22 protein-coding genes are annotated in these 21,186 nt (G+C 68.1%); 13 read left to right on the top strand and 9 right to left on the bottom strand.

The annotated features are described in order from the left end of the window. Positions 1-3: 3 nt before the first annotated feature. Positions 4-657 (top strand): dephospho-CoA kinase, encoded by a 654-nt coding sequence (gene coaE / locus ACLFRM_RS04255; protein WP_410754477.1) that lies wholly within the window; start codon positions 4-6, stop codon positions 655-657. Here the strand turns inward: coaE and ACLFRM_RS04250 are convergent, their stop codons facing one another. Beyond that, on the bottom strand, positions 658-1,119 hold the full coding sequence (locus tag ACLFRM_RS04250; RefSeq protein WP_410754476.1) for a hypothetical protein: 462 nt from the start codon (positions 1,117-1,119) through the stop codon (positions 658-660). It lies immediately after the preceding gene. A gap of 116 nt (positions 1,120-1,235) precedes the next feature. On the opposite strand from ACLFRM_RS04250, the gene ACLFRM_RS04245 reads away from it, so the two are divergent. The 6 genes from ACLFRM_RS04245 (at position 1,236) to ACLFRM_RS04220 (ending at position 5,553) form a co-directional block, all read left to right on the top strand. Beyond that, positions 1,236-2,291: a YgfZ/GcvT domain-containing protein gene (locus ACLFRM_RS04245; RefSeq protein ID WP_410754475.1), complete on the top strand. Its 1,056-nt coding sequence runs from the start codon at positions 1,236-1,238 to the stop codon at positions 2,289-2,291. A gap of 37 nt (positions 2,292-2,328) precedes the next feature. After that, positions 2,329-3,141, top strand: coding sequence for a thiazole synthase (locus ACLFRM_RS04240; RefSeq protein WP_410754474.1), 813 nt, complete (start codon positions 2,329-2,331; stop codon positions 3,139-3,141). A gap of 4 nt (positions 3,142-3,145) precedes the next feature. Next, positions 3,146-3,847, top strand: a complete 702-nt coding sequence (trmB, locus tag ACLFRM_RS04235) for a tRNA (guanosine(46)-N7)-methyltransferase TrmB (RefSeq protein ID WP_410754473.1) — start codon at positions 3,146-3,148, stop codon at positions 3,845-3,847. A 6-nt stretch (positions 3,848-3,853) separates the two neighbouring features. After that, positions 3,854-4,132, top strand: a complete 279-nt coding sequence (locus tag ACLFRM_RS04230) for a YrhK family protein (RefSeq protein WP_410754472.1) — start codon at positions 3,854-3,856, stop codon at positions 4,130-4,132. A 211-nt stretch (positions 4,133-4,343) separates the two neighbouring features. Then, on the top strand, positions 4,344-5,237 hold the full coding sequence (locus ACLFRM_RS04225; protein WP_410754471.1) for a phosphoribulokinase: 894 nt from the start codon (positions 4,344-4,346) through the stop codon (positions 5,235-5,237). Positions 5,238-5,331: 94 nt separating this feature from the next. Further along, positions 5,332-5,553 carry a helix-turn-helix domain-containing protein gene (locus ACLFRM_RS04220; protein WP_410754470.1) on the top strand — a complete coding sequence of 74 codons (222 nt, stop codon included), beginning with the start codon at positions 5,332-5,334 and terminating at the stop codon, positions 5,551-5,553. A gap of 180 nt (positions 5,554-5,733) precedes the next feature. Here the strand turns inward: ACLFRM_RS04220 and ACLFRM_RS04215 are convergent, their stop codons facing one another. The 4 genes from ACLFRM_RS04215 to ACLFRM_RS04200 form a co-directional block, all read right to left on the bottom strand. Continuing rightward, a complete protein-coding gene (locus tag ACLFRM_RS04215) occupies positions 5,734-6,723 on the bottom strand; it encodes a lipid A deacylase LpxR family protein (protein ID WP_410754469.1) in 990 nt (329 codons plus the stop codon). Between the two features lie 356 nt (positions 6,724-7,079). Continuing rightward, positions 7,080-8,996, bottom strand: a complete 1,917-nt coding sequence (locus tag ACLFRM_RS04210; protein WP_410754468.1) for a diguanylate cyclase domain-containing protein — start codon at positions 8,994-8,996, stop codon at positions 7,080-7,082. Positions 8,997-9,185: 189 nt separating this feature from the next. Continuing rightward, entirely contained in the window at positions 9,186-10,796 is a 1,611-nt protein-coding gene (locus ACLFRM_RS04205) for a cryptochrome/photolyase family protein (RefSeq protein WP_410754467.1), read from the bottom strand. Continuing rightward, positions 10,789-10,947: a DUF2256 domain-containing protein gene (locus ACLFRM_RS04200; protein WP_410754466.1), complete on the bottom strand. Its 159-nt coding sequence runs from the start codon at positions 10,945-10,947 to the stop codon at positions 10,789-10,791. The genes ACLFRM_RS04205 and ACLFRM_RS04200 overlap by 8 nt, the downstream gene beginning before the upstream one ends. Before the next feature lie 175 nt (positions 10,948-11,122). Between ACLFRM_RS04200 and ACLFRM_RS04195 the strand changes: the two genes are divergently transcribed. The 6 genes from ACLFRM_RS04195 to ACLFRM_RS04170 are packed head-to-tail and all read left to right on the top strand — an operon-like array spanning position 11,123 to position 16,898. After that, on the top strand, positions 11,123-12,457 hold the full coding sequence (locus tag ACLFRM_RS04195; RefSeq protein ID WP_410754465.1) for an NAD(P)/FAD-dependent oxidoreductase: 1,335 nt from the start codon (positions 11,123-11,125) through the stop codon (positions 12,455-12,457). Then, the gene (locus tag ACLFRM_RS04190; RefSeq protein WP_410754464.1) at positions 12,454-13,254 is read left to right on the top strand and encodes a DUF1365 domain-containing protein; all 801 of its coding nucleotides are present in this window, start codon (positions 12,454-12,456) and stop codon (positions 13,252-13,254) included. Before ACLFRM_RS04195 ends, ACLFRM_RS04190 begins: the two co-directional genes overlap by 4 nt. Then, positions 13,227-14,477, top strand: a complete 1,251-nt coding sequence (locus ACLFRM_RS04185; protein ID WP_410754463.1) for a class I SAM-dependent methyltransferase — start codon at positions 13,227-13,229, stop codon at positions 14,475-14,477. Before ACLFRM_RS04190 ends, ACLFRM_RS04185 begins: the two co-directional genes overlap by 28 nt. Further along, a complete protein-coding gene (locus ACLFRM_RS04180; protein WP_410754462.1) occupies positions 14,474-15,781 on the top strand; it encodes an MFS transporter in 1,308 nt (435 codons plus the stop codon). Before ACLFRM_RS04185 ends, ACLFRM_RS04180 begins: the two co-directional genes overlap by 4 nt. Next, positions 15,778-16,332 carry a DUF3833 domain-containing protein gene (locus ACLFRM_RS04175; RefSeq protein WP_410754461.1) on the top strand — a complete coding sequence of 185 codons (555 nt, stop codon included), beginning with the start codon at positions 15,778-15,780 and terminating at the stop codon, positions 16,330-16,332. The genes ACLFRM_RS04180 and ACLFRM_RS04175 overlap by 4 nt, the downstream gene beginning before the upstream one ends. Then, positions 16,329-16,898 (top strand): chalcone isomerase family protein, encoded by a 570-nt coding sequence (locus ACLFRM_RS04170; RefSeq protein ID WP_410754460.1) that lies wholly within the window; start codon positions 16,329-16,331, stop codon positions 16,896-16,898. The genes ACLFRM_RS04175 and ACLFRM_RS04170 overlap by 4 nt, the downstream gene beginning before the upstream one ends. A gap of 19 nt (positions 16,899-16,917) precedes the next feature. Here the strand turns inward: ACLFRM_RS04170 and ACLFRM_RS04165 are convergent, their stop codons facing one another. The 4 genes from ACLFRM_RS04165 to ACLFRM_RS04150 all read right to left on the bottom strand — a co-directional run bounded on the left by ACLFRM_RS04165 (position 16,918) and on the right by ACLFRM_RS04150 (position 21,088). After that, positions 16,918-18,105, bottom strand: a complete 1,188-nt coding sequence (locus ACLFRM_RS04165; RefSeq protein ID WP_410754459.1) for a hypothetical protein — start codon at positions 18,103-18,105, stop codon at positions 16,918-16,920. A gap of 258 nt (positions 18,106-18,363) precedes the next feature. Then, the gene (locus ACLFRM_RS04160) at positions 18,364-18,906 is read right to left on the bottom strand and encodes a pseudouridine synthase (RefSeq protein WP_410754458.1); all 543 of its coding nucleotides are present in this window, start codon (positions 18,904-18,906) and stop codon (positions 18,364-18,366) included. Next, a complete protein-coding gene (locus tag ACLFRM_RS04155; RefSeq protein WP_410754457.1) occupies positions 18,906-19,823 on the bottom strand; it encodes a 5'-3' exonuclease H3TH domain-containing protein in 918 nt (305 codons plus the stop codon). Before ACLFRM_RS04155 ends, ACLFRM_RS04160 begins: the two co-directional genes overlap by 1 nt. Then, positions 19,823-21,088, bottom strand: coding sequence for a malic enzyme-like NAD(P)-binding protein (locus ACLFRM_RS04150; protein WP_410754456.1), 1,266 nt, complete (start codon positions 21,086-21,088; stop codon positions 19,823-19,825). The genes ACLFRM_RS04155 and ACLFRM_RS04150 overlap by 1 nt, the downstream gene beginning before the upstream one ends. Positions 21,089-21,186 lie beyond the last annotated feature (98 nt).

Below are 21,186 nucleotides of genomic sequence, written 5' to 3'. Positions count from 1 at the left end.
GACATGACGGCGCGCTCCCCTGATCAGCAGGAGACACCGGGCCGCGTGTTCGGCCTGACCGGCGGGATTGCCAGCGGCAAGAGCCTGGCCGCGTCGATCTTTGCCGAACTGGGCATCCCGGTGATCGACACCGACGCCATCAGCCGCGAACTGGTCGAGCCGGGCAGCCCCTGCCTAGGGGCGATCCGTGCACGATTCGGCGACGAGATACTCCTGGAAGACGGGCGACTTGACCGTGACCGCCTGCGCCGGCATATCCTCGACCAGCCGGAAGAGCGCGCCGCGCTGGAGGCCATCCTGCACCCGGCGATCCGGGCGGCGGCCCGCGAGCGAGCCGAGGCGGCGACCCACCGGGCTCCCTACGTGCTCGTGGTCGTGCCGCTGCTTGCCGAGGCCTCGGTCTGGCCGGCCTACCGAGGCTGGCTCGACGGCGTGATCACCCTGACCGCACCGCTCGCCACCCGCCGTGAACGACTCGCCGCCCGCCCGGGCATCGACAGCCGACAGGCCAAGCAGCTGATCGCCGCGCAAGTCGACGACGAGGCGCGCCGGGCGATCGCGGACATCGAGCTGGTCAACGACGGCACTCCCGACGCCCTGCGCGAACAGATCGTGGCACTCGACCAGCGCCTGCGTCACGCCGCCCCGACCGACTGATCAGCCGCCCTGCAACACCAAGAATCGCTGCAGGCGCCACCAGCCCCGCTGGCCCAGCCGCGCGGGCGTCAGCCAGAGCGTCAAGGGGTCTCGGCCGGCGGCATCCAGCGCAATCCCCACCAGCAGCGGCCCCTGCCACACCACCCGCGTCTCCCCGCGAATCGACTCGCCATCGGGCAGCAACAGCTCGGCGAACCCGCCCGACCAGGCCAGCCGACCTTCGAGCACGAACCCCGGCGGACGATACCGGTAACAACGCCACAACCAGCCCGAGACCGCCACCCAAGCCACCGTACGCCACAACCACTCCAGTGGCGGCGTATGCACCCCCACCGGACCGGGTGCCTGCCAGACGACCAGGCTCGCGGCGACCCAGGCGGCCACCACCAGCCCCGACCAGGCCGCCACCAGCCAGCGATCGGCCAGCAACCATTCACGCAACCCCGTTGTCGCCCCATCCATGGGCCCTTTCTCCCTTACCGTGCGATCCGTGCCGGATTTCCCAAGCGGCTACCGAAGCGTAGCCGCCGGGGGTGATGCTATCCTTGCCCACCCAACCTGACGACCTTGACTGCCCCATGTCCGAGACGATCGATACAACCTGGCACGACCTGATGCAGCCACACGCCGATCCGGACACCGGCCGGACCCTGCTGGCCGAGCTGCCCGAGCGCCGCGTGATCGAGGTCACGGGGACCGAGGCACGCGCGTTCCTGCACGCGATCCTCACCCAGGATCTCAACGCCCTGGGCGACGACACCGGCAGCTTCGCCGCGCTTTGCAGTGCAAAGGGACGGACCCTAGGGCTGTTGCGCATCGTCGCTCACGACGACGGCTTCCGACTGGTCACGCGCGCCGACCTGGCCGCCGGGCTGCTCAAGCGCCTGCAGATGTACGTTCTGCGTCGCGACGTGCAACTCTCGCTGGCCGAGGATCAGGCCGCCATCGGCATCCTCTGGCCGGGCTCGGCGTTGGCCGACTGCCCGTTCGACGACGCGGACGCCTGCGCGACTATCGAGCGGCTCCAGCAGGCCGAACCGTCACCCGGTCAGTGGCCGGCGGCAGTGGACGCCCACGGCCGGCTGTTCCTGCGCGAGGACAACGATACAAGCCAGGGCATGCGCCTGGCCATCCACGGCCCGACCGCCACGTTGGTGAGCCTGGTGCGCGCCGCGCGCGACCACACGGCCATCGCCGCGACCGATCACTGGGAGCGGGCCGAGATCGAGGACCGAGTGCCCGAGGTCACCACTGAGACGGCCGAACACTTCGTACCGCAGTGGATCAACCTCGACGAGCTCGAGGCGTTCAGCCTGAAGAAGGGCTGCTACCCGGGCCAGGAAGTGATCGCCCGGATGCACTACCTCGGCAAGCCCAACCGGCGCCTGTTCGCCGGTCACGTACTGGGTCTCGCCCCGCCACCCCCCGGCACCCCCGTCCACAACGACAAGGACGACACCGCCGGCGAGGTGGTCCGCAGCGCCCCGCTACCGGACGGCTCGGGCAGCCTGGTGCTGAGCGTGATCAAGCTCAAGCACCTGCACGACTCGCTCGCCATCGACGGCCTGCCCCTGAGCCTCGACCCGCACGACACCATCGAGGGCGGCAGCCACCAGGCCGGCGCCCGGCACTGATCGCCCCCTCTCCTATCAAACCGAACGAATGCAGACCATGACCGACAAACGATCCGAGACCACCCCTCAAGCCGACTCACCGCTGATCGTCGGCAGTCGCCGCTTTTCGTCGCGACTGCTGACCGGCACCGGCAAGTACAAGGACATGACCGAGACCCGCGAGGCGACCGAGGCCGCCGGGGCGGAGATCGTCACCGTGGCGATACGGCGCAGCAACATCGGCCAGAATCCCGACGAGCCCAACCTGCTCGACGTGCTGCCGCCCGAGCGTTATACCATCCTGCCGAACACCGCCGGCTGCTACACCGCCACCGAGGCGGTGCGCACCTGCCGGCTCGCCCGCGAGCTGCTCGACGGCCACAACCTGGTCAAGCTCGAGGTGCTCGGCGACGAGAAGACCCTCTACCCGGACATCACCAACACCCTGCTCGCCGCCGAGACCCTGGTCGAGGACGGCTTCGAGGTGATGGTCTACACCTCCGACGACCCGATCGTCGCCAAACGGCTCGAGGAGATCGGCTGCGTGGCGGTGATGCCGCTGGCCGCCCCGATCGGCTCAGGCCTGGGCATCCAGAACAGGTACAACCTCATGACCATCATCGAGAACGCCGAGGTGCCGATCATCGTCGACGCCGGCGTCGGCACCGCCTCGGATGCCGCCGTGGCGATGGAACTGGGCTGCGACGGCGTGCTGATGAACAGCGCGATCGCGCATGCCAAGAACCCGGTGCTGATGGCCTCGGCGATGAAAAAGGCCATCGAGGCCGGCCGCGAGGCGTTCCTCGCCGGGCGCATGCCGAGAAAGCGCTACGCCAGCGCCTCCTCGCCCGTCGATGGCCTGTTCTTCTGATCCCATGAGCGAGACGACGGAAAAGAGCGACGGCATCCGCCGGCGAATCCGCTCGTTCATCCGCCGCGAGGGCCGGCTCACGCCGGGCCAGCAGCGGGCACTGAACGAACTGGGACCGAAGTACCTGATCGAGCCGGAAGGCCCGCGCATCGACCCGGCCGAGCTGTTCGGCCGCACCGCGCCGCTGACCCTCGAGATCGGTTTCGGCAACGGTGACAGCCTGGTCGAGATGGCGGCGCGCGATCCCGACTCCGACTTCATCGGCATCGAGGTGCATCGCCCGGGCGTGGGTCACCTGCTCAACGGCATCGAGCACTTCGGCCTGACCAACCTCAAGGCCGTTTGCGGGGATGCCGTACCGTTCGTCGAACAGCGCATCGCCGAGGAAAGCCTCGACCGGCTGCTGCTGTACTTCCCGGACCCCTGGCACAAGAAGCGCCACCACAAGCGCCGGATCGTGCAGACCCCGTTCGCCGATCTCGTCGCGACCCGCCTCAAGCCCGGCGGGCTGTGGCATCTGGCGACCGACTGGGCCGAGTACGCCGAGCACATGCGCGAGGTGCTCGACGCCCACCCCGCCTTCGTCGCCGAACACGAGGGCAGCGGCGAGAACGCCCGGCCCGACTGGAGGCCGCGGACCAAGTTCGAGCGACGCGGCGAGGAGCGTGGCCACCAGGTATTCGACCTGCTCTATCGCCGCCGCTGATTCGACATGAGCCGCGACCCCTCGCTGACCCTGCCCCTGGGACCCGAGGCGCTGGTCATTCGGCGCCGCTACGAAACCGCCGTACTGGCGAACGATTTCCTGATCGGCCTGTGGTTCACCCTCGGCAGCGTCGCCTTTCTCTTTCCCGAATACGAATCGGTTGGCGCCTGGGTCTTCGTCATCGCCTCGCTTCAGTACCTCGTTCGCCCCAGCATTCGACTTGCCCGCAACATCCATCTGCAGCGAATCCGACGCCGCCAGACCCTGTCGGCCAGCGCGCACTGAAGCGTCACTTGCCAGGCGTGAAGACCGCGCCATCCCGGGCCGGTTCGATAGGCGGCAACTTGTTCCCGATGCGGTAAACCCCTATTATCGTGGGCTTTCGTTTGCCCGGCGAGTCTCGCAGCGCGACCGCGACGGCGCTCCTCGCCGGCCTACCGACCGAATTGCACCGCTTTTCCACGTTTCGTTTTATTGCTTTCCAACAGGAGGGACCATGTCCAAGAAGCATCCCGTCGTCGCGGTTACCGGCTCGTCCGGCGCCGGCACCTCGACCGTCAAGACCGCCTTCAACCACATCTTCCGCCGCGAGAACATCTCGCCGGTCGTGATCGAGGGCGACAGCTTCCACGCGCTCAACCGCAAGGACATGCGCGAGCGCATGGCCGCCGAGGCCGAGCGCGGCAACAACTTCTTCTCGCACTTCGGTCCGGAGGCCAACCACTTCGACAAGCTCGGCGAGCTGTTCAAGAGCTACGGCGAGTCGGGCACCGGCAAGAAGCGCTACTACCTGCACAGCGACGAGGAAGCCGCCGAGCACAACGCCCGGCTGAGCACCAACCTCGGCCCGGGCGAGTTCACCCCCTGGGAAGACATCCCGGCCGATTCCGACCTGCTGTTCTACGAAGGCCTGCACGGCCTGGTGAAGACCGATGACGTCGATGTCGCACAGCACGTCGACCTGGGCGTGGGCGTCGTGCCGATCGTCAACCTCGAGTGGATCCAGAAGATCTTCCGCGACAACGCCGAGCGCGGCTACTCCGCCGAGAAGATCGTCGACACCATCCTGCGCCGCATGCCGGACTACGTGAACTACATCACCCCGCAGTTCTCGCAGACCGACGTCAACTTCCAGCGCGTACCGACCGTCGACACCTCCAACCCGTTCATCGCCCGCGACATTCCGACCCCGGACGAGAGCGTGGTCGTGATCCGCTTCCGCGATCCGGACGAGTTCGGCGTCGACTTCCCGTACCTGCTGCAGATGATCCCGCACTCGTTCATGTCCCGCTACAACACCATCGTGGTGCCGGGCGGCAAGATGAGCTACGCCATGGACCTGATCCTGACCCCGCGTATCCATCGCCTGATCCAGGAACGCGACGCCTAATCGTCAGCGCGATCCGCCCGCAGGAGAAGGCCTCTCCGGCGATTGAAGTGACCCCTGAAGGTTGGACCCCCATCCAACTGACAGGGGTTTTTCTATGGGCAAACATTCCTTGCCATGCAAGCTGCGTGTGGTCCGGCATCGAGAGCAAGGCGGCTTCCATAGCCGAACGACAGCCACATACCTTGGTATTGACCGTGGGACGGCCGAAAAGTGGGGTGCGGCTTATCGGTTGCGTGGGGAAGACGGGCTGAGAACGCGCCATCGACGCTACTCGTCGGCTTTACAAGGTTGCTGTCTTGCGCCAGATGGCCAGTGAGGGCCGGTGCATTCGGCAGGCTTACGCCATATTCAGGATTCCAGCGCAGAGAACGCTCCAGCAATGGCATCGGACGTCTGCCGCAGGCGGCATGGCGGCACTGGAACCCGAACGCCGCGGGGCTTTTTTACACGAACCGCGGCCACCTTCGGGGCCGAAGGCTTTTTCGTGTCGAGTCGGTCACATCCACATCGAAAGGGTGAACGAGCCAAAGCGGTCGTTGTGACTCTGGGTCGAGAACTCCTTCGTGCGCCAGACGACGGTATAGGCGAGCTGGAAACGATCCCAGTTGACGGCGAAGCCGAGCTGGACGTCGCCAACCCACGGCTCGCGCTCGACGGAATGGCTGTCGTGCCAGGTGTTGCCGTCGAGCAGCAGGTTGTGGGCCATGTAGCGCCCCTCGAGCGCGCCGAAGACGTACCAGCCAAGACCCCGGCCGGGACGGAAGAAGCTGCGCTCGCCCTGGGCCGGGTCGATGGAAGGGATGCCGTAGCTGCGATCCAGCCCGTCACCGTAGCGTGCCGCCAGGCCCGCCGAGGCGTAGGTGTGGAGGTTGCCCAAGGCCAGGCCGACGCTGGGGCCGTACTCGAGCTCGTGGGAACGCCACGAGGCCTGACGCGACCAGGCGTGTTCGTAGCCCAGGTTGAGAAACGGCTCGTTTTCCAACTGGTGGCTCCAGCCCTCTGCACCGTCCCCCGTGACGTTCTGGTGGAAGCGCCGCTGGATCCAGCCGGCGCCGGAGGCCGGGCCGACCATGCCGGTATCGAGGTGCAGGCTGCGCGTTTCGCGCCAGCGGTCGTCGCGCTGTACGCCGTGCAGGGACAGCCCTGCGGCCAGCACGCCGGCATAAGGGCGGTCGTCTTCCTGCAGTTCGGCAATCGTGATGTCGTCCGGCGTGTACATCCGCTGGCCGACCCGGTAGGCCACGCCATCGACGTCATCGTGATGCCAGCCAGGGATGACATCGGTCATCCTCCGACTCCAGTGGTCCGGGTCGGGGGCGAAGAGCCAGATGATCTCCAACCCGTTGGTGTAGTGGCCGTCACCGCCCCCGACCCAGGCGTCGTTCTCCGACTTGACCGAGAGCAGCCCCTCGGCCGCGGCCGGAGAGGCGAGCGCCAGGAGGCCGAGAGCGAGCAGGGGAACGTATCGGTGGAGGATGACGGTCATAGCTGTGGTCTCGTCTTGCGCGAGTCTCGTCATGGTTCGAGGGGCCTTCAAAGACATAGGATACGCATACCCTCGGGCCGGAGAGAACCGCCGATCGGAGGCAGCGACTGGGGCGCACCACCTGCGCTTGTGATCCGAGAACCTGCTCGTCGAAGCCGAGGCGGGCGGCCGAGTTCGCGCATGCCGCTATTGCGCTGAAGGACGTCGCCGAACAGCTCGCGCACGCAGCTGGCAGGGTTTCTCCACCAGCATCCGCAGCACGGTGGCCCCGGTCCGCGGCCCCGTCAGTCGGTGCCTACCACCAGAACGAACTCGCTCCTCTCACCGGCGGGCTCCATGTTCTAGCGTGGCAGCCGCTACCGGGGCGGTTGCCCACCACCGTGGTCACCACGCTCCCGCTCGCCTTCCTGGCCATCGAAATAGCGATAAGTGTCGCGACCGGCGGCCTTGGCCTCGTACATGGCAGCGTCGGCGTGATTGACCAACGGCTCTGCATCACCGCCATGCTCGGGGTAGACGGCAATGCCGATCGACGCCCCGATCGTGATCGACTCGCCCTCCAAATCGAAAGGCCGGGTCAGCACCTCGATCACCTTGGCCGCGACCTGTCCGGCAAAGCGCGGCGCGGGCAGCCCTTCGAGCAGAATCAGGAACTCGTCGCCACCCAGGCGCCCCACGACATCCTCGTGGCGCAGCAGGCGCTGCAGGCGATCGGCCACCTGGCGCAGCAACCGGTCGCCCATCGCGTGGCCGAGACGATCGTTGACCTCCTTGAAGTAATCCAGATCGAGGAACAGCACCGCCAGGCGCGTCTTGTCCTGCCGCGCCCTGGCCACTGCCTCGCCGATGCGGTACTTGAGCGAAGCCCGATTGGGGAGGTCGGTCAGCGAATCATGACGGGCCTGGTGGCGGATCTGCTTCTCAGCAGCCTTTTCCTGAGTGATGTCGTTAAAGATGTGGATGAAGTGGCTGACTCGGTCGTGTTCGTCCCGGATGGCACTGATCGTCTGCAGCGCGGTCAGGCGCTCACCGCGTCGATTTCGGTAATCCAGCTCTCCCTGCCAGCTGCGCTGGTGTCCCAGTTCCTGGCAGACGCGTTCGAGCTGCTCGCTTTCACTGTCATCGAGCTGGAACAGATCCCGCATCGGCCGCCCCAGCACCTCATCGGCGGTGAAACCGGTGATGCGGCTGAATGCCGGATTGACTCGCAGGATGCGATGGTTGGGCGAGGTGATCATGATTGCCTCGCCGGTGCCCTCGAACACGCTGCCGGCAAGACGCAGCTCGCCGGCGGAGCGCTCGAGCTCCTCGGCCTGCCTCGACAAGCGCCGCAGCACCGGGCGCAAGGCCAGCGCGGCGAGCCAGGCGACGAGCGGCAGCAGCAGGAGCACCACGCCCAGCGGCCAGAGCAGCCGGGCGACCACTGGCTGGTAGAAGCTCCAGAAGTCGGACTCGATCAGCAGCAGGCAACGACCGCCGCCGACCGGGGTGTGGAACAGCACGCGGGCCGTGCCGTCCATTTCGGGCCAGAGCACGCCAGTGCCGTTCTGATCGATGCGCGCCAGATCGCCGGCAAACTCCTGGCCGGGCCGCTCTATCTCGAGACCGACGCCATCCTCGGCCACGCCCACCAGGCGCTCACCGCGCGAATCGAGCAGAAAGCCCCGCGCGCTGGATTCCAGGGTGCGCGCCCGCTTCAAGATGTCGACCAGGCTATCCACCTCGAAGAACAGCACGTCGGTGCCCAGTCGATCCCCCTCCGCGTCCCGGATCGGCGCGGAAGTCCGCCAGAGAGTCCGTCCCTCGAACCGCACCAGTCGACTGTCCACGTCGTCGAGTTCATCCAGCGCGGAAACCGGTGGCACTTCGCCGGTCTCGCCCGTGTCGACGACCACTTCGCCAAAGGGGCCAAGACGCTGCATGCCGACCAGTGCACGCGAAATGCCCAGCGCATCGGCCAGTCGTGGACGGGAGTAGTCGATCACCGCTTCGAGCGACATCTCGCCGTCGACGTAGCTCTCCAGACGCCGCCGAATCTCGGTACGACTGGTGACCTGCCTGGCCACGCCCTCGTAATGTCGCACGAGATTGTCGAGTGCCGCGCCTTGCGCCTCGATGCCCATGAGAGTGCTGCTTTCCAGCCCCTCCCGCGAGGACTGGTAGATCGGCACAGCGGTGACCGCGGCCACCAGGATGCCGCTGACGAGAATGCCCACCACGGCGAGCAGCATCGCCTTGTGACGAATCAGCCGGATTGATTCAGGCTCGGACATGGACCGGGAAACTCCGGGAAGCGGCCGCGGCGCGCAAGGGGCGCCCGGGATGGATCGAACCCCGAGCGTTACCGCCAAGATTTCTATTTAGAACTTACATCAAAAAGCAGATACCTGCTCTACCGGACGACCGTGAGCCCTCCCGGTCGCGGGGGCCGCCCGCCGCACGAATCACCACGAACGTCGCAGCTAACCTGGCCCGGAATAACCGCCTGACTGGACGAGCGCAGCTCGCCACTCGCCCGCCCGAGCCCGAATGGCATCGGCCCGGCCGGTATCGATGCGCTCGACGTGCTTCCACTGCAACGCGGTTCGCGGGTGGGCGGCGAAGCGGTCGCCATGGCGCAGCAGGAAATCCCAGTAGAGGGTGGTGAAGGGGCAGGCCGTCTCGCCCGTCGCCTCGCCGGGGTCGAAGCGACAGTGCGCACAGTAGTTGCTCATCCGCTCGATGTAGCGCCCCGTGGCCACGTACGGCTTGCTCGCCATCATCCCGCCGTCGGCGTACTGCGACATGCCGATCACGTTGGGTAGCTCGACCCACTCGACCGCATCGACGTAAATGGCCAGATACCACTCGTGCACCGCCTGCGGTCGCACGCCCAGCAACTGGGCGAACAGCCCGGTGACCATCAATCGCTGGATATGGTGTGCGTAGCCCAGCGAGAGGGTCTGGCCGAGAACCTGGTCGAGGCAGGTCATCGGGATCGGCTCACCGTCGGCCATCCGGCCCTGCCAGTAGAACGACGGCAGGGGCTGATCCGCGCCGAGGGCATTGCGCTCCGCGTACTCGGGCATGGCCCACCAGTACAGCCCGCGCACGAACTCCCGCCAGCCCAGCACCTGCCGGATGAAACCCTCGGCGGCCGCCAGCGGCATGCGCCCGTCTCGACAGGCCGTCTCGACGACCTCGATCACCCGGCGCGGGTCGATCAGCTTGAGGTTCAACGCCACGGACAGCCGCGAGTGGTACAGCCAGGGCGCGTCCGTCCACATCGCGTCCTGGTAGTCGCCGAACCCGGCTGCGCGCTGGTCGAGGAAATCCTGCAGGGCCTGCTCGGCCTGGTCCGGAGTCACCGGCCAGTCGAAGTTTGCCAGCGCCCGCTGCTCGCCACCGGGATGATCCGCGAATCGCTCGGCCACCAGGTCGAGCACCTGGCGGGTGATCCGGTCGGGCGAGAATCGGGCCGGTTCGGGCACAAGGCCCGGCCCACGGGCGTCGAACGACCGCCGGTTGGACGCATCGAAATTGAACTTGCCCCCGACCGGGTTCCTGCCATCCATCAGCACGTCGAATCGGCGTCGCTGGGCACGGTAGAAATGCTCCATGCGCAGACTCTTGCGCCCCTCGGCCCAATCGGCGAACCACGATTCCTCGACCATGAAATGCCGGTCGGGGCGTTCCTCGAACGCCACCCCGGCCTGCTCGACGGCCTCGGCCAGGCCGTGGCGCAATCGATACTCGCCCGGGCAGACCACGATCACACGCCCGGGCCGCCAGCGGGCAATCGCCTCGGTCAGGGCCGCTTCCAGCGTGGAGAGGTCGTCATCCTCGGCCCGAACGGGCAATTCGCGGTAATCGACCCGCCAGCCCTCCTCTCGCCGATGGGCGGCAAAGTGGCGCATCGCCGAAAGGAAAACCGCGATGCGCGACTGCTGCGACCACACGTGGGTGGCCTCGCCGACCACCTCGGCCATCCAGATCACGTCGCGTGACGGATCGCCCCGCTCGAACAACGCACTTTTCGGGTCGAGCTGGTCCCCCAGGACGACCAGCAGGTGGCGGACGGGTGACTCAGTCATGCGGTTTCCTCGCTCGGCGACAGCGTTCGGAGCAGTAGGTCACGCGATCCCAGTCGCGGGCCCACTTGCGTCTCCAGGTGAATGGTCGGCGACAGGCCGGACAGACCTTGCCGGGTCGATGGGCGGGGTGGTTGCGCGATTGCCGCCCCATCAGAACGCACCGCCGACCACCGCCTGGCCGGGCCGGGAAGCGACCTGCCGACAGGCCGGACGAAGGGACGGATCGAGCAAAACGGTGAATGCAGACATGGCTGAGCAAATTTCTGTGCAATAGCTGTACAGGGGTTATACACTAGTTTTCCAAATTGCCGATCCCGGAGACTCGCGTGAGCAAGACCCATCCCTTCATTCCCGCCCCGGGCGAGCCCCTCGAGATCGCCGTGATCGGCTCGGGCATTGCCGGTCTGGGCACAGCTTGGCTACTCGGTCAGCGGCACCGGGTGACGTTGTTCGAACAGAACGACTACTTCGGCGGGCACACGCACACCCATCTGGTCGACGACGGCCGCGGCGGCGGAGTGGCGGTCGACAGCGGCTTCATCGTCTGCAACCGCCCCAACTACCCGCACCTGTTCGGCCTGCTCGAGACACTCGGGATCGCGACCCAGCCCACCGACATGTCGTTCGGCATGAGCATGGACGGCGGCCGACTGGAATATAGCGGCGACAACCTCGACACCCTGTTCGCCCAGCGACGCAACCTGCTGCGCCCCGGCTTTCTGCGCATGGTCGCGGAGATCCTGCGCTTCAACCGGCTGGGCAAGGCCTCGCTCGCGGGCGATTCGCTCGGCTCGCTCTCCCTGGGACAGTTCCTCGAACACCACCGCTTCTCGCCACGGCTGGCCGAGGACTACCTCCTGCCGATGGCCGCGGCGATCTGGTCCTGCCCGACCCGGCAGATGCGCGCCTTCCCCGCACGCAGTTTCCTGCAGTTCTTCGACAACCACGGGCTGATGAACGTCGCCGATCGCCCGCAGTGGGAGACCGTCGCCGGCGGATCACGGCGCTACGTCGAGCGAATGCTCGCCGAGCGACGCTTCGAGGCATTGACCGACCACCCGGTCAACCGGGTCGAGCGCGACGAGCACGGCGTCAGCCTGCCCGAGTACGGGCGCCGGTTCGACGCGGTGGTGATGGCCGGGCACGCCGACCAGACGCTCGCGGCACTCGACCGTCCCGACTCGACGGAGACCGGCGTACTGGGCGCGTTCCGCTTCCAGGAGAATCGCGCCTTCCTGCACCGCGACACCGACCTGATGCCACGCCGTCGGCAGGTCTGGTCGAGCTGGAACTACCTCGGCCGTCGCGACGCCGATGGCGAGCGGGCGGTGGCCGTGACCTACTGGATGAACCGCCTGCAACGTCTCGACGCCGCCCATGACTGGCTGGTGACCCTCAATCCCTTCGAGCCGCCGCGCGAATCGTTGGTCGAGCGCGAGATCACCTACCACCACCCGGTATTCGACGCCCGCGCCGTGGCAGCCCAGGACGAGCTGCCGGCCCTGCAGGGCCACCGACGCACCTTCTACGCCGGCGCCTGGACGGGGTACGGCTTCCACGAGGACGGCCTGGCCTCGGCCGTGGCCGTCGCCCGAGCGTTCGGGGTATCGATCCCCTGGGACGATACCCCCGTGAACGACCGCGGGACGGAGGCGGCGTGAGCTCGGCGCTCTACCAGGGCTGGGTGATGCACCAGCGGTTCACGCGGGCCTGCTACCGCTTTCGCTACCGCGTGTTCTCGCTGCTGGTGGACCTCGACGATCTCGAGGCGGGGTTTCCCGGCACGCGACTGCTCTCGCACAACCGCTTCAACCTGTTCTCGGTCCACGACCGCGACCACGGCCCGCGCCGCGACATGCCGCTGCGCGACTGGATCACGGCCACCGCCCGCGCCGAGGGCATAGACATCGAGGGCGGCAAGATCCTGGTCTCGGCCTATCCGCGCGTACTGGGCTACCAGTTCAACCCGCTGACGGTCTGGTACTGCCACGATCGCAACAATGAGCTGGTCGCGATCGACTGCGAGGTCAGCAACACCTTCGGCGGTCACCACCACTATTTCCTGCACGACCACGGTCGCCCGCTGGAAAGCCCGTTTCGCGCCACGGCGGACAAGGTCTTCCACGTCTCGCCGTTCCTGCCCATGAACATGCGCTACCACTTCCGGCTCTCGCGGCCCGGCGAGCGCCTGGGCGTGGCCATCCGCGAGACCGAACTCGACGCGGACGGCGGCGAGACCCTCACGCTGGTTGCCACCCACAACGCACAGCGCCGCGAGCTCACCGATCGCCGGCTGACGCTCGAGGCGCTGCGCATCCCGTTTCTCACCCTCAAGGTGATCGGCCTGATCCACTGGCAGGCCCTGAAAATCTGGATCAAGGGCGGGCGTTTCCACAAGAGCCCGCCACCACCGGCATCGGAGGTCAGTTCATGCCCCTCGCCCAGACACGAAACGTAGCCCCGATCGCGGCCTCGGCCACTGCCGAGCGACCCGCCGAACACGCCCTGCCACTGGCGGCCCGCTGGGTGAGCCACTTGCTTGCCGACATCCGCATCGGTCGGGTGCGGGTCACCACCGACGATGGTGGCAGCGCGGAGTTCGTCGGCGCCGAGGCGCCGGAACTCACCGCCAGCTGGCACCTGCACCATCCCGCACGGCTGTTCTCTCGAATCGCCCGGCTCGGGGACATCGGTATCGCCGAGGGCTTCATCGAGGGCGATTTTTCCACCGATGACCTGACCAGCCTGCTCGAGATCGGCGCGCGCAACGTCGAGGCGATCGGCCACGAACTGCGCCCGGGCTTCTGGGCGCGGCTCGGCCATCGCATCCAGCACGCCCTGCGCGCCAATCACCGCCGCGGCAGCCGGCGCAACATCGCCGCACACTACGACCTGGGCAACGACTTCTACCGCCTGTGGCTGGACGAGTCGATGACCTACTCGGCCGCCCTGTTCGCCGAGCCCGACGAGGCGCTGGCCACCGCCCAGCAGCGCAAGTACGACCGCCTGCTCGACCGGCTCGAGGCCGAGCCCGGTGACCGGCTGCTGGAGATCGGCTGCGGCTGGGGCGGTCTGGCCGAGAGCGCGGCCCGGCGTGGGTTTTCGCTCGACGGGCTGACCCTGTCGACCGAGCAACTGGCCTGGGGCCGCGAACGGCTGGCCGCGGCCGGCCTCGACGACCGCGCCCGGCTGCACCTGACCGACTACCGTGACCAGCGTGGCCAGTTCGACCACATCGTCTCGATCGAGATGTTCGAGGCGGTCGGCGAGCGCTACTGGCCGACGTTCTTCCAGACCGTGCACGACCGGCTCAAGCCCGGCGGTCGCGCGGCGATCCAGGTGATCACCATCGACGAGGACGCGTTCGAGGGTTACCGCCGCGAGCCGGACTTCATCCAGCTGTACATCTTCCCCGGCGGCATGCTGCCCTCGATCGAGCGCTTCGAGGCGGGGGCGACGGCAGCGGGGCTGTCCGTGCGCGAAACCGCCCTGTTCGGCCACGACTACGCCCGCACGCTCGCCCGATGGCGCGAACGCTTCGACGCCGTCGAGACGGAGCTGGAGGCACTGGGCTTCGACCAGCGTTTCCGCCAGACCTGGCGCTATTACCTCGCCTACTGCGAGGCGGGCTTCCTCGCCGGTCGCATCAACGTCGCCCAGGTCATACTGGAGCGTCCGTGACGCACGCAGCGCAGCCCGCGGCGCAATTGAGCCTGTGGCGGGTATTCGCCTACGGGGCGCCCGGGCTGCCGCTGGCGCTGATGGGGATCCCGCTGTACGTCTACCTGCCGCCGTTCTACGCCAACGAGCTGGGGCTGGGACTGGCCGCAGTGGGCACGGCACTGATGCTCACGCGCCTGTGGGACGTGGTGACCGACCCGGCGGTCGGCTACCTGTCCGACCGCATCCCCGGTCGCCATCGGCGCAAGTGGCTCATGGCCGCCGGGATGCCGCTGCTGATCGTTTCGCTGTGGTTCCTGCTCCGCCCGGGCGGCGACGTCGGCCTCTGGCATCTCTACCTGTGGGGGCTGGCGGCGTTTCTCGGCTGGACGATGATCCAGCTGCCCTACACCAGCCTGGGCGCGGAGGCCGATCCCTCGTCGCACGGACGCACGCGCCTGGCCGCCGGCCGCGAGGGTCTGGCATTGGTGGGCACCGTCTTCGCCGCCGCCCTGCCCATCCTGCTGGGCAGCGAGGCCCCGGCCGACGTCCTCACGGCGGTGTTCTGGCTGATGGCGGTCCTGCTGCCGGCCGGCTTTCTCCTCATGGCGAGCGCCACCCCCGAACCCGCCACTCATCGCCCGCTGGTCGACTGGCGTCGCGGCTGGCCGCTTCTGAAGCACAACCGCCGCCTGCGCGGGCTGCTGGGCGGCTATTTCCTAAACAATCTGGCCAACGGCATCCCGGCGGCCCTGTTCCTGATGTTCGTCGCCGACCGACTCGGCGCCCAGGACTGGCTCGGCTGGCTCCTGCTGCTGTACTTCGGCGCGGGCATCGCCGCGCTGCCCGCGTGGACCGCGATCGCCCGGCGAATCGGCAAGCGTCGGGCCTGGGGGGCCTCGATCCTGCTCGCCGCGGTCAGCTTCTCCCTCGCCCCCTGGCTGGGCGCGGGCGACGTGATCTGGTTCGCCGTGATCTGCGCCGTGTCGGGCCTGAGCCTCGGCGCCGACATGGCCCTGCCGGCCTCGATCCAGGCGGACATCGCCGGCATCGACAGCGACGCGGGCGGCGGCGATCGCGCCGGGCTGTTCTTCGGCCTGCTCGGGCTGGCGACCAAGCTCGCCCTGGCTGTGGCGGTCGGGGTCGGCTACGGCGTGCTGGCACTGGCCGGTTTCGAGTCCGGCGATGCCGACACCACCGCTCTGGCGCTGACCTACGGTGCCCTGCCGGTGGCCTTCAAGCTCGCCGCCGCCTGGCTGGTCCTGCGCCAGCTGACCGACACCGAGCCCCAACTCCGATCCACCCTGCGAGGAACCACGCCATGATCCGACGCCTCACCGTGGCGAGCGCGCTCGCCCTCACCCTGCTACTCACGGGATGCAGCAGCATGAAACTCGAGCAATTCCAGGGCACCGAGCCCGCCTTCGACCTGACCGGCTACTTCGACGGACAGACCTGGGCGCACGGCATCTTCGAGAGCCGCGGCGGCGAGATCAAGCGCCAGTTCCGGGTCGAGATCGACGGTTACTGGGAGGACGAGGAATTCGTCCTCGACGAGGATTTCGTCTACGACGACGGCGAGACCGACCAACGCACCTGGCGCATCACGCCCACCGGCGAGGGGACATACGTCGGCCGGGCCGGGGACATCGTCGGCACCGCCGAGGGTGAGGAAGTGGGCCAGGCGCTCAACTGGCGCTACGTGCTGCGCCTGCCCTACGGCGACTCGACCATCGACGTGACCTTCGACGACTGGATGATTCGCCGCAGCGAAAACGTGGTGATCAACCGCGCGACGGTGACCAAGTTCGGCATCCGCGTCGGCGAGGTGACGCTGTTCTTCACCAAGTCCGACCCGGACGGGAGCAGTTCGTGAACAGCCGTTTGCCGAGCGCCGGTCGGGCGCTGGGGCTGTCGATCCTGCTGGGCGGGGGCAGCCTGCCGGTCGCGGCCGACTCGTTCGAGACCGAGCAGTCCCTGGGCGATAACGCGCTGGTCCTGCAGGGATCCGGCACCGCCAGCTACATGATCTGGGATGTCTACGACGCGGCGCTCTACGCGCCGGCCGAAGCCAGCGAAAGCGACATCGTGAACGCCGAGGTGCCGATGCGGCTGATCCTCGAGTACCGCCGGGACCTGGGCGTGGAGGACATTCGCAAGGCGACCTGGGTGGCGCTGGATGACCAGTACGACGAGGAGGAGCGCGAGTCGATCCGACCGCGGATCGACTCGATCCAGGACACCATGATCGATGTCGGCGACGGGGATCGCTACCGACTCGACTGGGACCCGGCGACCGAGCGCCTGACCCTGCACCTGAACGACGAGCGGCGCTTCGAGTCGGACGACACCGAGCTGGCGCGGGCCTACTTCGGCATCTGGCTGGCCGAGCCGCCGCTGTCGGACACGCTGCGCGCCGCGCTGCTCTCGCGGGCCGACTGAGGCCTCGAGACCCGACGGATCACACCGCCGCCGGCAGGGCCTCCTCGGCCATCTGCCGGGCCGGCAGGTAGTCCCACCAGGCCACGGCGGGGCCGTCCGGTGCCATCGGTCGGATGTAGCGGGCGTGCTCGGCCTCCTTGCCGGCGTTGTCGTAGTCCATGCCGTCCTTGCGGAACGAGGCGAGGATGCGCTGGCGCGAGATCTCTTCCTTGCCGTCGATCAGCCCGGGGTGGTTGCGCAGCACGAAGTCCGGCTGGAAGAAGAAATAGGTGTAATCGAAGCCGTAGGGGTTGCGCGGGTGGTCCGCCGGATAGCAGACGCCGAAGGCGGTGAGGAACATGGTCTCGCCGGCCCACTCGAACTTCCAGCCCGGCCTGTCGTCGACCCGCTCGAGACAGTGCGACCCGGCCGGATCGATGCGGTTGAGGCCTTCGAGCAAGGTCGCGGTGGTCTCGGCCAGTCGCTCGATCGAACGGCTGTACGAGGCCGGCATCCGGAAGGCCAGCCCCTTGAACTTCTCCTTGCGCGCGACCGTCATGAAGCGGAACAGGTCCTCGCCGAACCGGCGCACGCCGGCCTCCAAGCCGCGAGACTCGTCAAAGTCACGCGCGCCCCAGTACTTGCCCGACGGGGCGAAGATGCAGCGGGTCTTGTCGACCGCGCCCATGAATTCGAGATGCGTGGGCGAGTAGACGGGGACGTGGGCAGCCGAACGCGGGAAGTCGCCGCGAATCACCTCGGCCACCTCGGCGCGCATCGCCTGGGCGTGGACTTTGGCCATGTGCTCGGGGAACTGCGCGGCGATCACCGCGAACAGGGTGTTGGTCAGGCTCTGCAGGCTCGCCAGCCCGTTGGTCGGCAGCGACGGGGCCAGCTTCGGGGCCGCGTCGTAGAAGCGCAGGGTGGCCGCGAGGTCGGCCAGTCGCTCGGGAAGCATCACGGCGGGAAAGAGCGTGCGGCCTTCCTCGGACTGGCAGCTCTTCAATGCCTTGTCGGCCTGCACGTAGTAGCGGTGGGCCGTTTCCAGCACCAGGAAGGAGAGCAGGGACAGATCGAGATCGTCCGCCGCGCGCGGTGCCTGCCAGTCACGCTCGGCCAGCGACTCGGCCAGCCGGATGGCCGCCGCGTCGTCGAGGGTCGCGCCCTGTTCCAGCGCCCAGCCACCGACCAGCCGACGACCCAGCACAAACTGCTTCATGATGTTCATGGCACGCCCCGTTTTCCATGCTCACTTCTCAACCCACAAGTCACTGTTTTGAAACATCAAACCAGCGACTCGCCATGCCCCGCCGCGCCGAGCGGAGCGCGCAATCTACCGGATAATCGGCGTGGGCGCAAAAACGGGGGCCAGATCGGCGTGACCAGACACGCTAAGCCATTGCGGAAAAACGGGTTTTACCCGACAAGGCGGGTCGGAAAACCCCGGCGCGGCCCGGACGGGGCCGGATGGTCGTCGGGCGGGCCGTCAGGGCGACAGTTCGCGCCACTCGCCCGGGGCGAGACCGTCGAGGCGATACGGACCGATCGCCACGCGGACCAGGCGCAGGGTGGGAAAGCCCACGTGGGCGGTCATGCGGCGCACCTGACGATTGCGACCCTCGCGCAGGGTGATCTCTACCCAGCTGGTCGGCACGCTCTTGCGATAGCGCACCGGCGGGTCGCGCGGCCACAGCCAGTCGGGTGCGTCGAGCCGCTGGGCCCCGGCCGGACGGGTGGGCCCGTCCTTGAGGGTCACCCCGGCGCGCAGGGCGGCCAGTGCCGGCTCGTCGATCTCACCCTCGACCTGGGCGAGGTAGACCTTGGCGAGCTTGTGGCGGGGGTCGGCCAGCCGATTCTGCAGGCGCCCGTCGTCGGTGAGCAGCAGCAGGCCCTCGCTGTCACGGTCGAGCCGCCCGGCGGGGTAGACGCCCGGGCAGTCGATCCAGTCGGCCAGGGTCGCCGCCGGGCTGTTGGGCTCGGGGGTGAACTGCGAGAGACAGTCGAAGGGCTTGTTGAAGGCGATCAGCATCAGGCCGTGCGCACCCGCGGCGCATCCCAGGCCTCCCAGCGCTCGATCTGCGCCGGGTCGGCCCCGGCCTGCTCGAGCAGACGCACCAGGGCAGCACGGTCGACGCCCCCCCAGGGCTGCGGCGTATGCGCGAGCGGCAGGTCGCAGACGATCTCGGTCAGCCGGCGCGACAGGCGTACCTGGTCCTCGTGCTCCTGGAGCAACCGCTGGGCCCGTGGCGCGCCACGGAATTTCATCCCGTAGACGGCCGAGAGATTGTCGTAGATGCCGTCGATGCAACCGTGCTTGCGCAGCAACCGGGCGGCGGTGCGCGGGCCGATGCCGGGCACGCCGGGGATGTTGTCGGCCACGTCGCCGGTCAGCGCCAGCCAGTCGGCGATCTGCGCCGGGCGCACGCCGAAGCGCCGCTCGACGTCGCCATAGGCCATCACCGAACCGCGCATCGGGTTGTACCAGCGATCGTCCGGACCCAGCAGCTGGGCCAGGTCCTTGTCGCCGGTGACGATGGTCACCGCCCGCTCGCGGTTGCGCAGCCGACCGACCAGGGTGCCGATCACGTCGTCGGCCTCGTAGCCGGGCTGGTCCATTGCACCGAATCCCGCCGCCTCGGCCAGCTCGCGGCAACGCGGGAACTGCTCCTTCAGGTCGACCGGCGTCGGCGGGCGATGCCCCTTGTAGTCGGGGTAGATGGCCTGACGGTGGCCGCGCCCGCAAGGGGCGTCGAACACCGCGGCGATCACCGGCGCGGGCTGGTTGGGCAACCAGGTCGACTCGATCAGGGCCAGCAGGTAGTCGGCAAAGCCCAGCAGCGCGTTGACCGGCCGGCCGGCGCCATCGGTGCGTCCCTTGTCGTAGACGTGCCACGCCCGCCAGATCTGGGCGTGCGCATCGATCAACCAGGCCCGAGACTGTGTCATCAGGCCCCCGGTATCGGATGCGGCTGGTAGGCCGTGCGGGCCACACCGTCTTCCTCGGCGGCCTTGGCGACCGCGGCCGGCAGACGCTCGATCAGGCGCGGGTCGAAGGGCTTGGGCAGGATGTACTCGGGGCCGAAGGCCATCTCATCGAGTTCATAGGCCCTGAGCACCGACTCGGGAACGGCCTCGCGCGCCAGCGCGGCCAGCGCCTCGACGCAGGCGATCTTCATGTTGGCCGTGATGCGGCGTGCCCGGCAATCCAGCGCGCCGCGGAAGATGAACGGGAAGGCCAGCACGTTGTTGACCTGGTTGGGATAGTCGCTGCGCCCGGTCGCCATGATCAGGTCATCGCGCACCTGGTGGGCGAGCTCGGGCAGGATCTCCGGGTCGGGGTTGGCCAGCGCGAACACCACGGGACGCTCGGCCATGCCGGCGAGCATCTCCGGGGTCAGCAGGTTGGGCGCGGAAACGCCGATGAAGGCATCGGCCCCGACCAGCGCGTCGGCCAGCGTGCGCGCCTCGGTGCGGGCGGCGAAGCGGCGATGGTGCTCCGGCAGCCCCTCGAGCCCCGCATGGAGGACCCCCGTGCGGTCGACGACCAGCAGGTTCTCGCGCTTGAGCCCCATGTCGATCAGCAGGTTCAGGGTCGCGGTACCCGCGGCCCCGGCGCCGACCAGCACCAGTCGGGTGTCCTCGAGGCGCTTGCCCTGAAGCCTCAGGGCATTGGTCAGCCCGGCGGCGATGATGATCGCGGTGCCGTGCTGGTCGTCGTGGAAGACCGGGATGTCCATCGCCTCGGTGAGGGCCGCCTCGATCTCGAAGCAGCGTGGCGCGCTGATGTCCTCGAGGTTGATGCCGCCGAACGACGGTTCGAGTCGGCGCACCGTGTCGATGAAGGCCTGCGGATCCTCCGCCTCGACCTCCAGGTCGACCACGTCGATGTCGGCGAAGCGCTTGAACAGCACGCCCTTGCCCTCCATCACCGGCTTGGAGGCCAGCGGGCCGAGGTCACCCAGGCCGAGGATGGCCGAGCCATCCGAGATCACCGCAACGAGATTGCCACGGGCGGTGTACTGCCAGGCCGCGTCCGGGTCGGCGGCGATCGCGCGTACCGGCTCGGCCACGCCCGGCGAGTAGGCCAGCGCGAGATCGCGCGCGGTCTCGGTGGGCTTGGTGATCGCCGTGGCGATCTTCCCCGGCTGCGGGTGGGCGTGGTAGTCGAGCGCATCCAGGCGCTGTTGATCGGCATCGGGACGTTGGGTCATGTGGGCCTGTGGCGTGTTGATTTGAGGCGAGAAATACCGGCCGCACATCTTATCAGCGCGCGCCGGACGCGTCAGGACGATCGAACCGTGCCGCGTTT

The sequence above is a fragment of the Guyparkeria sp. genome (assembly GCF_046540515.1).
Lineage (GTDB): Bacteria > Pseudomonadota > Gammaproteobacteria > Halothiobacillales > Halothiobacillaceae > Guyparkeria.
This window is presented reverse-complemented; position numbering and strand designations above follow the sequence as displayed.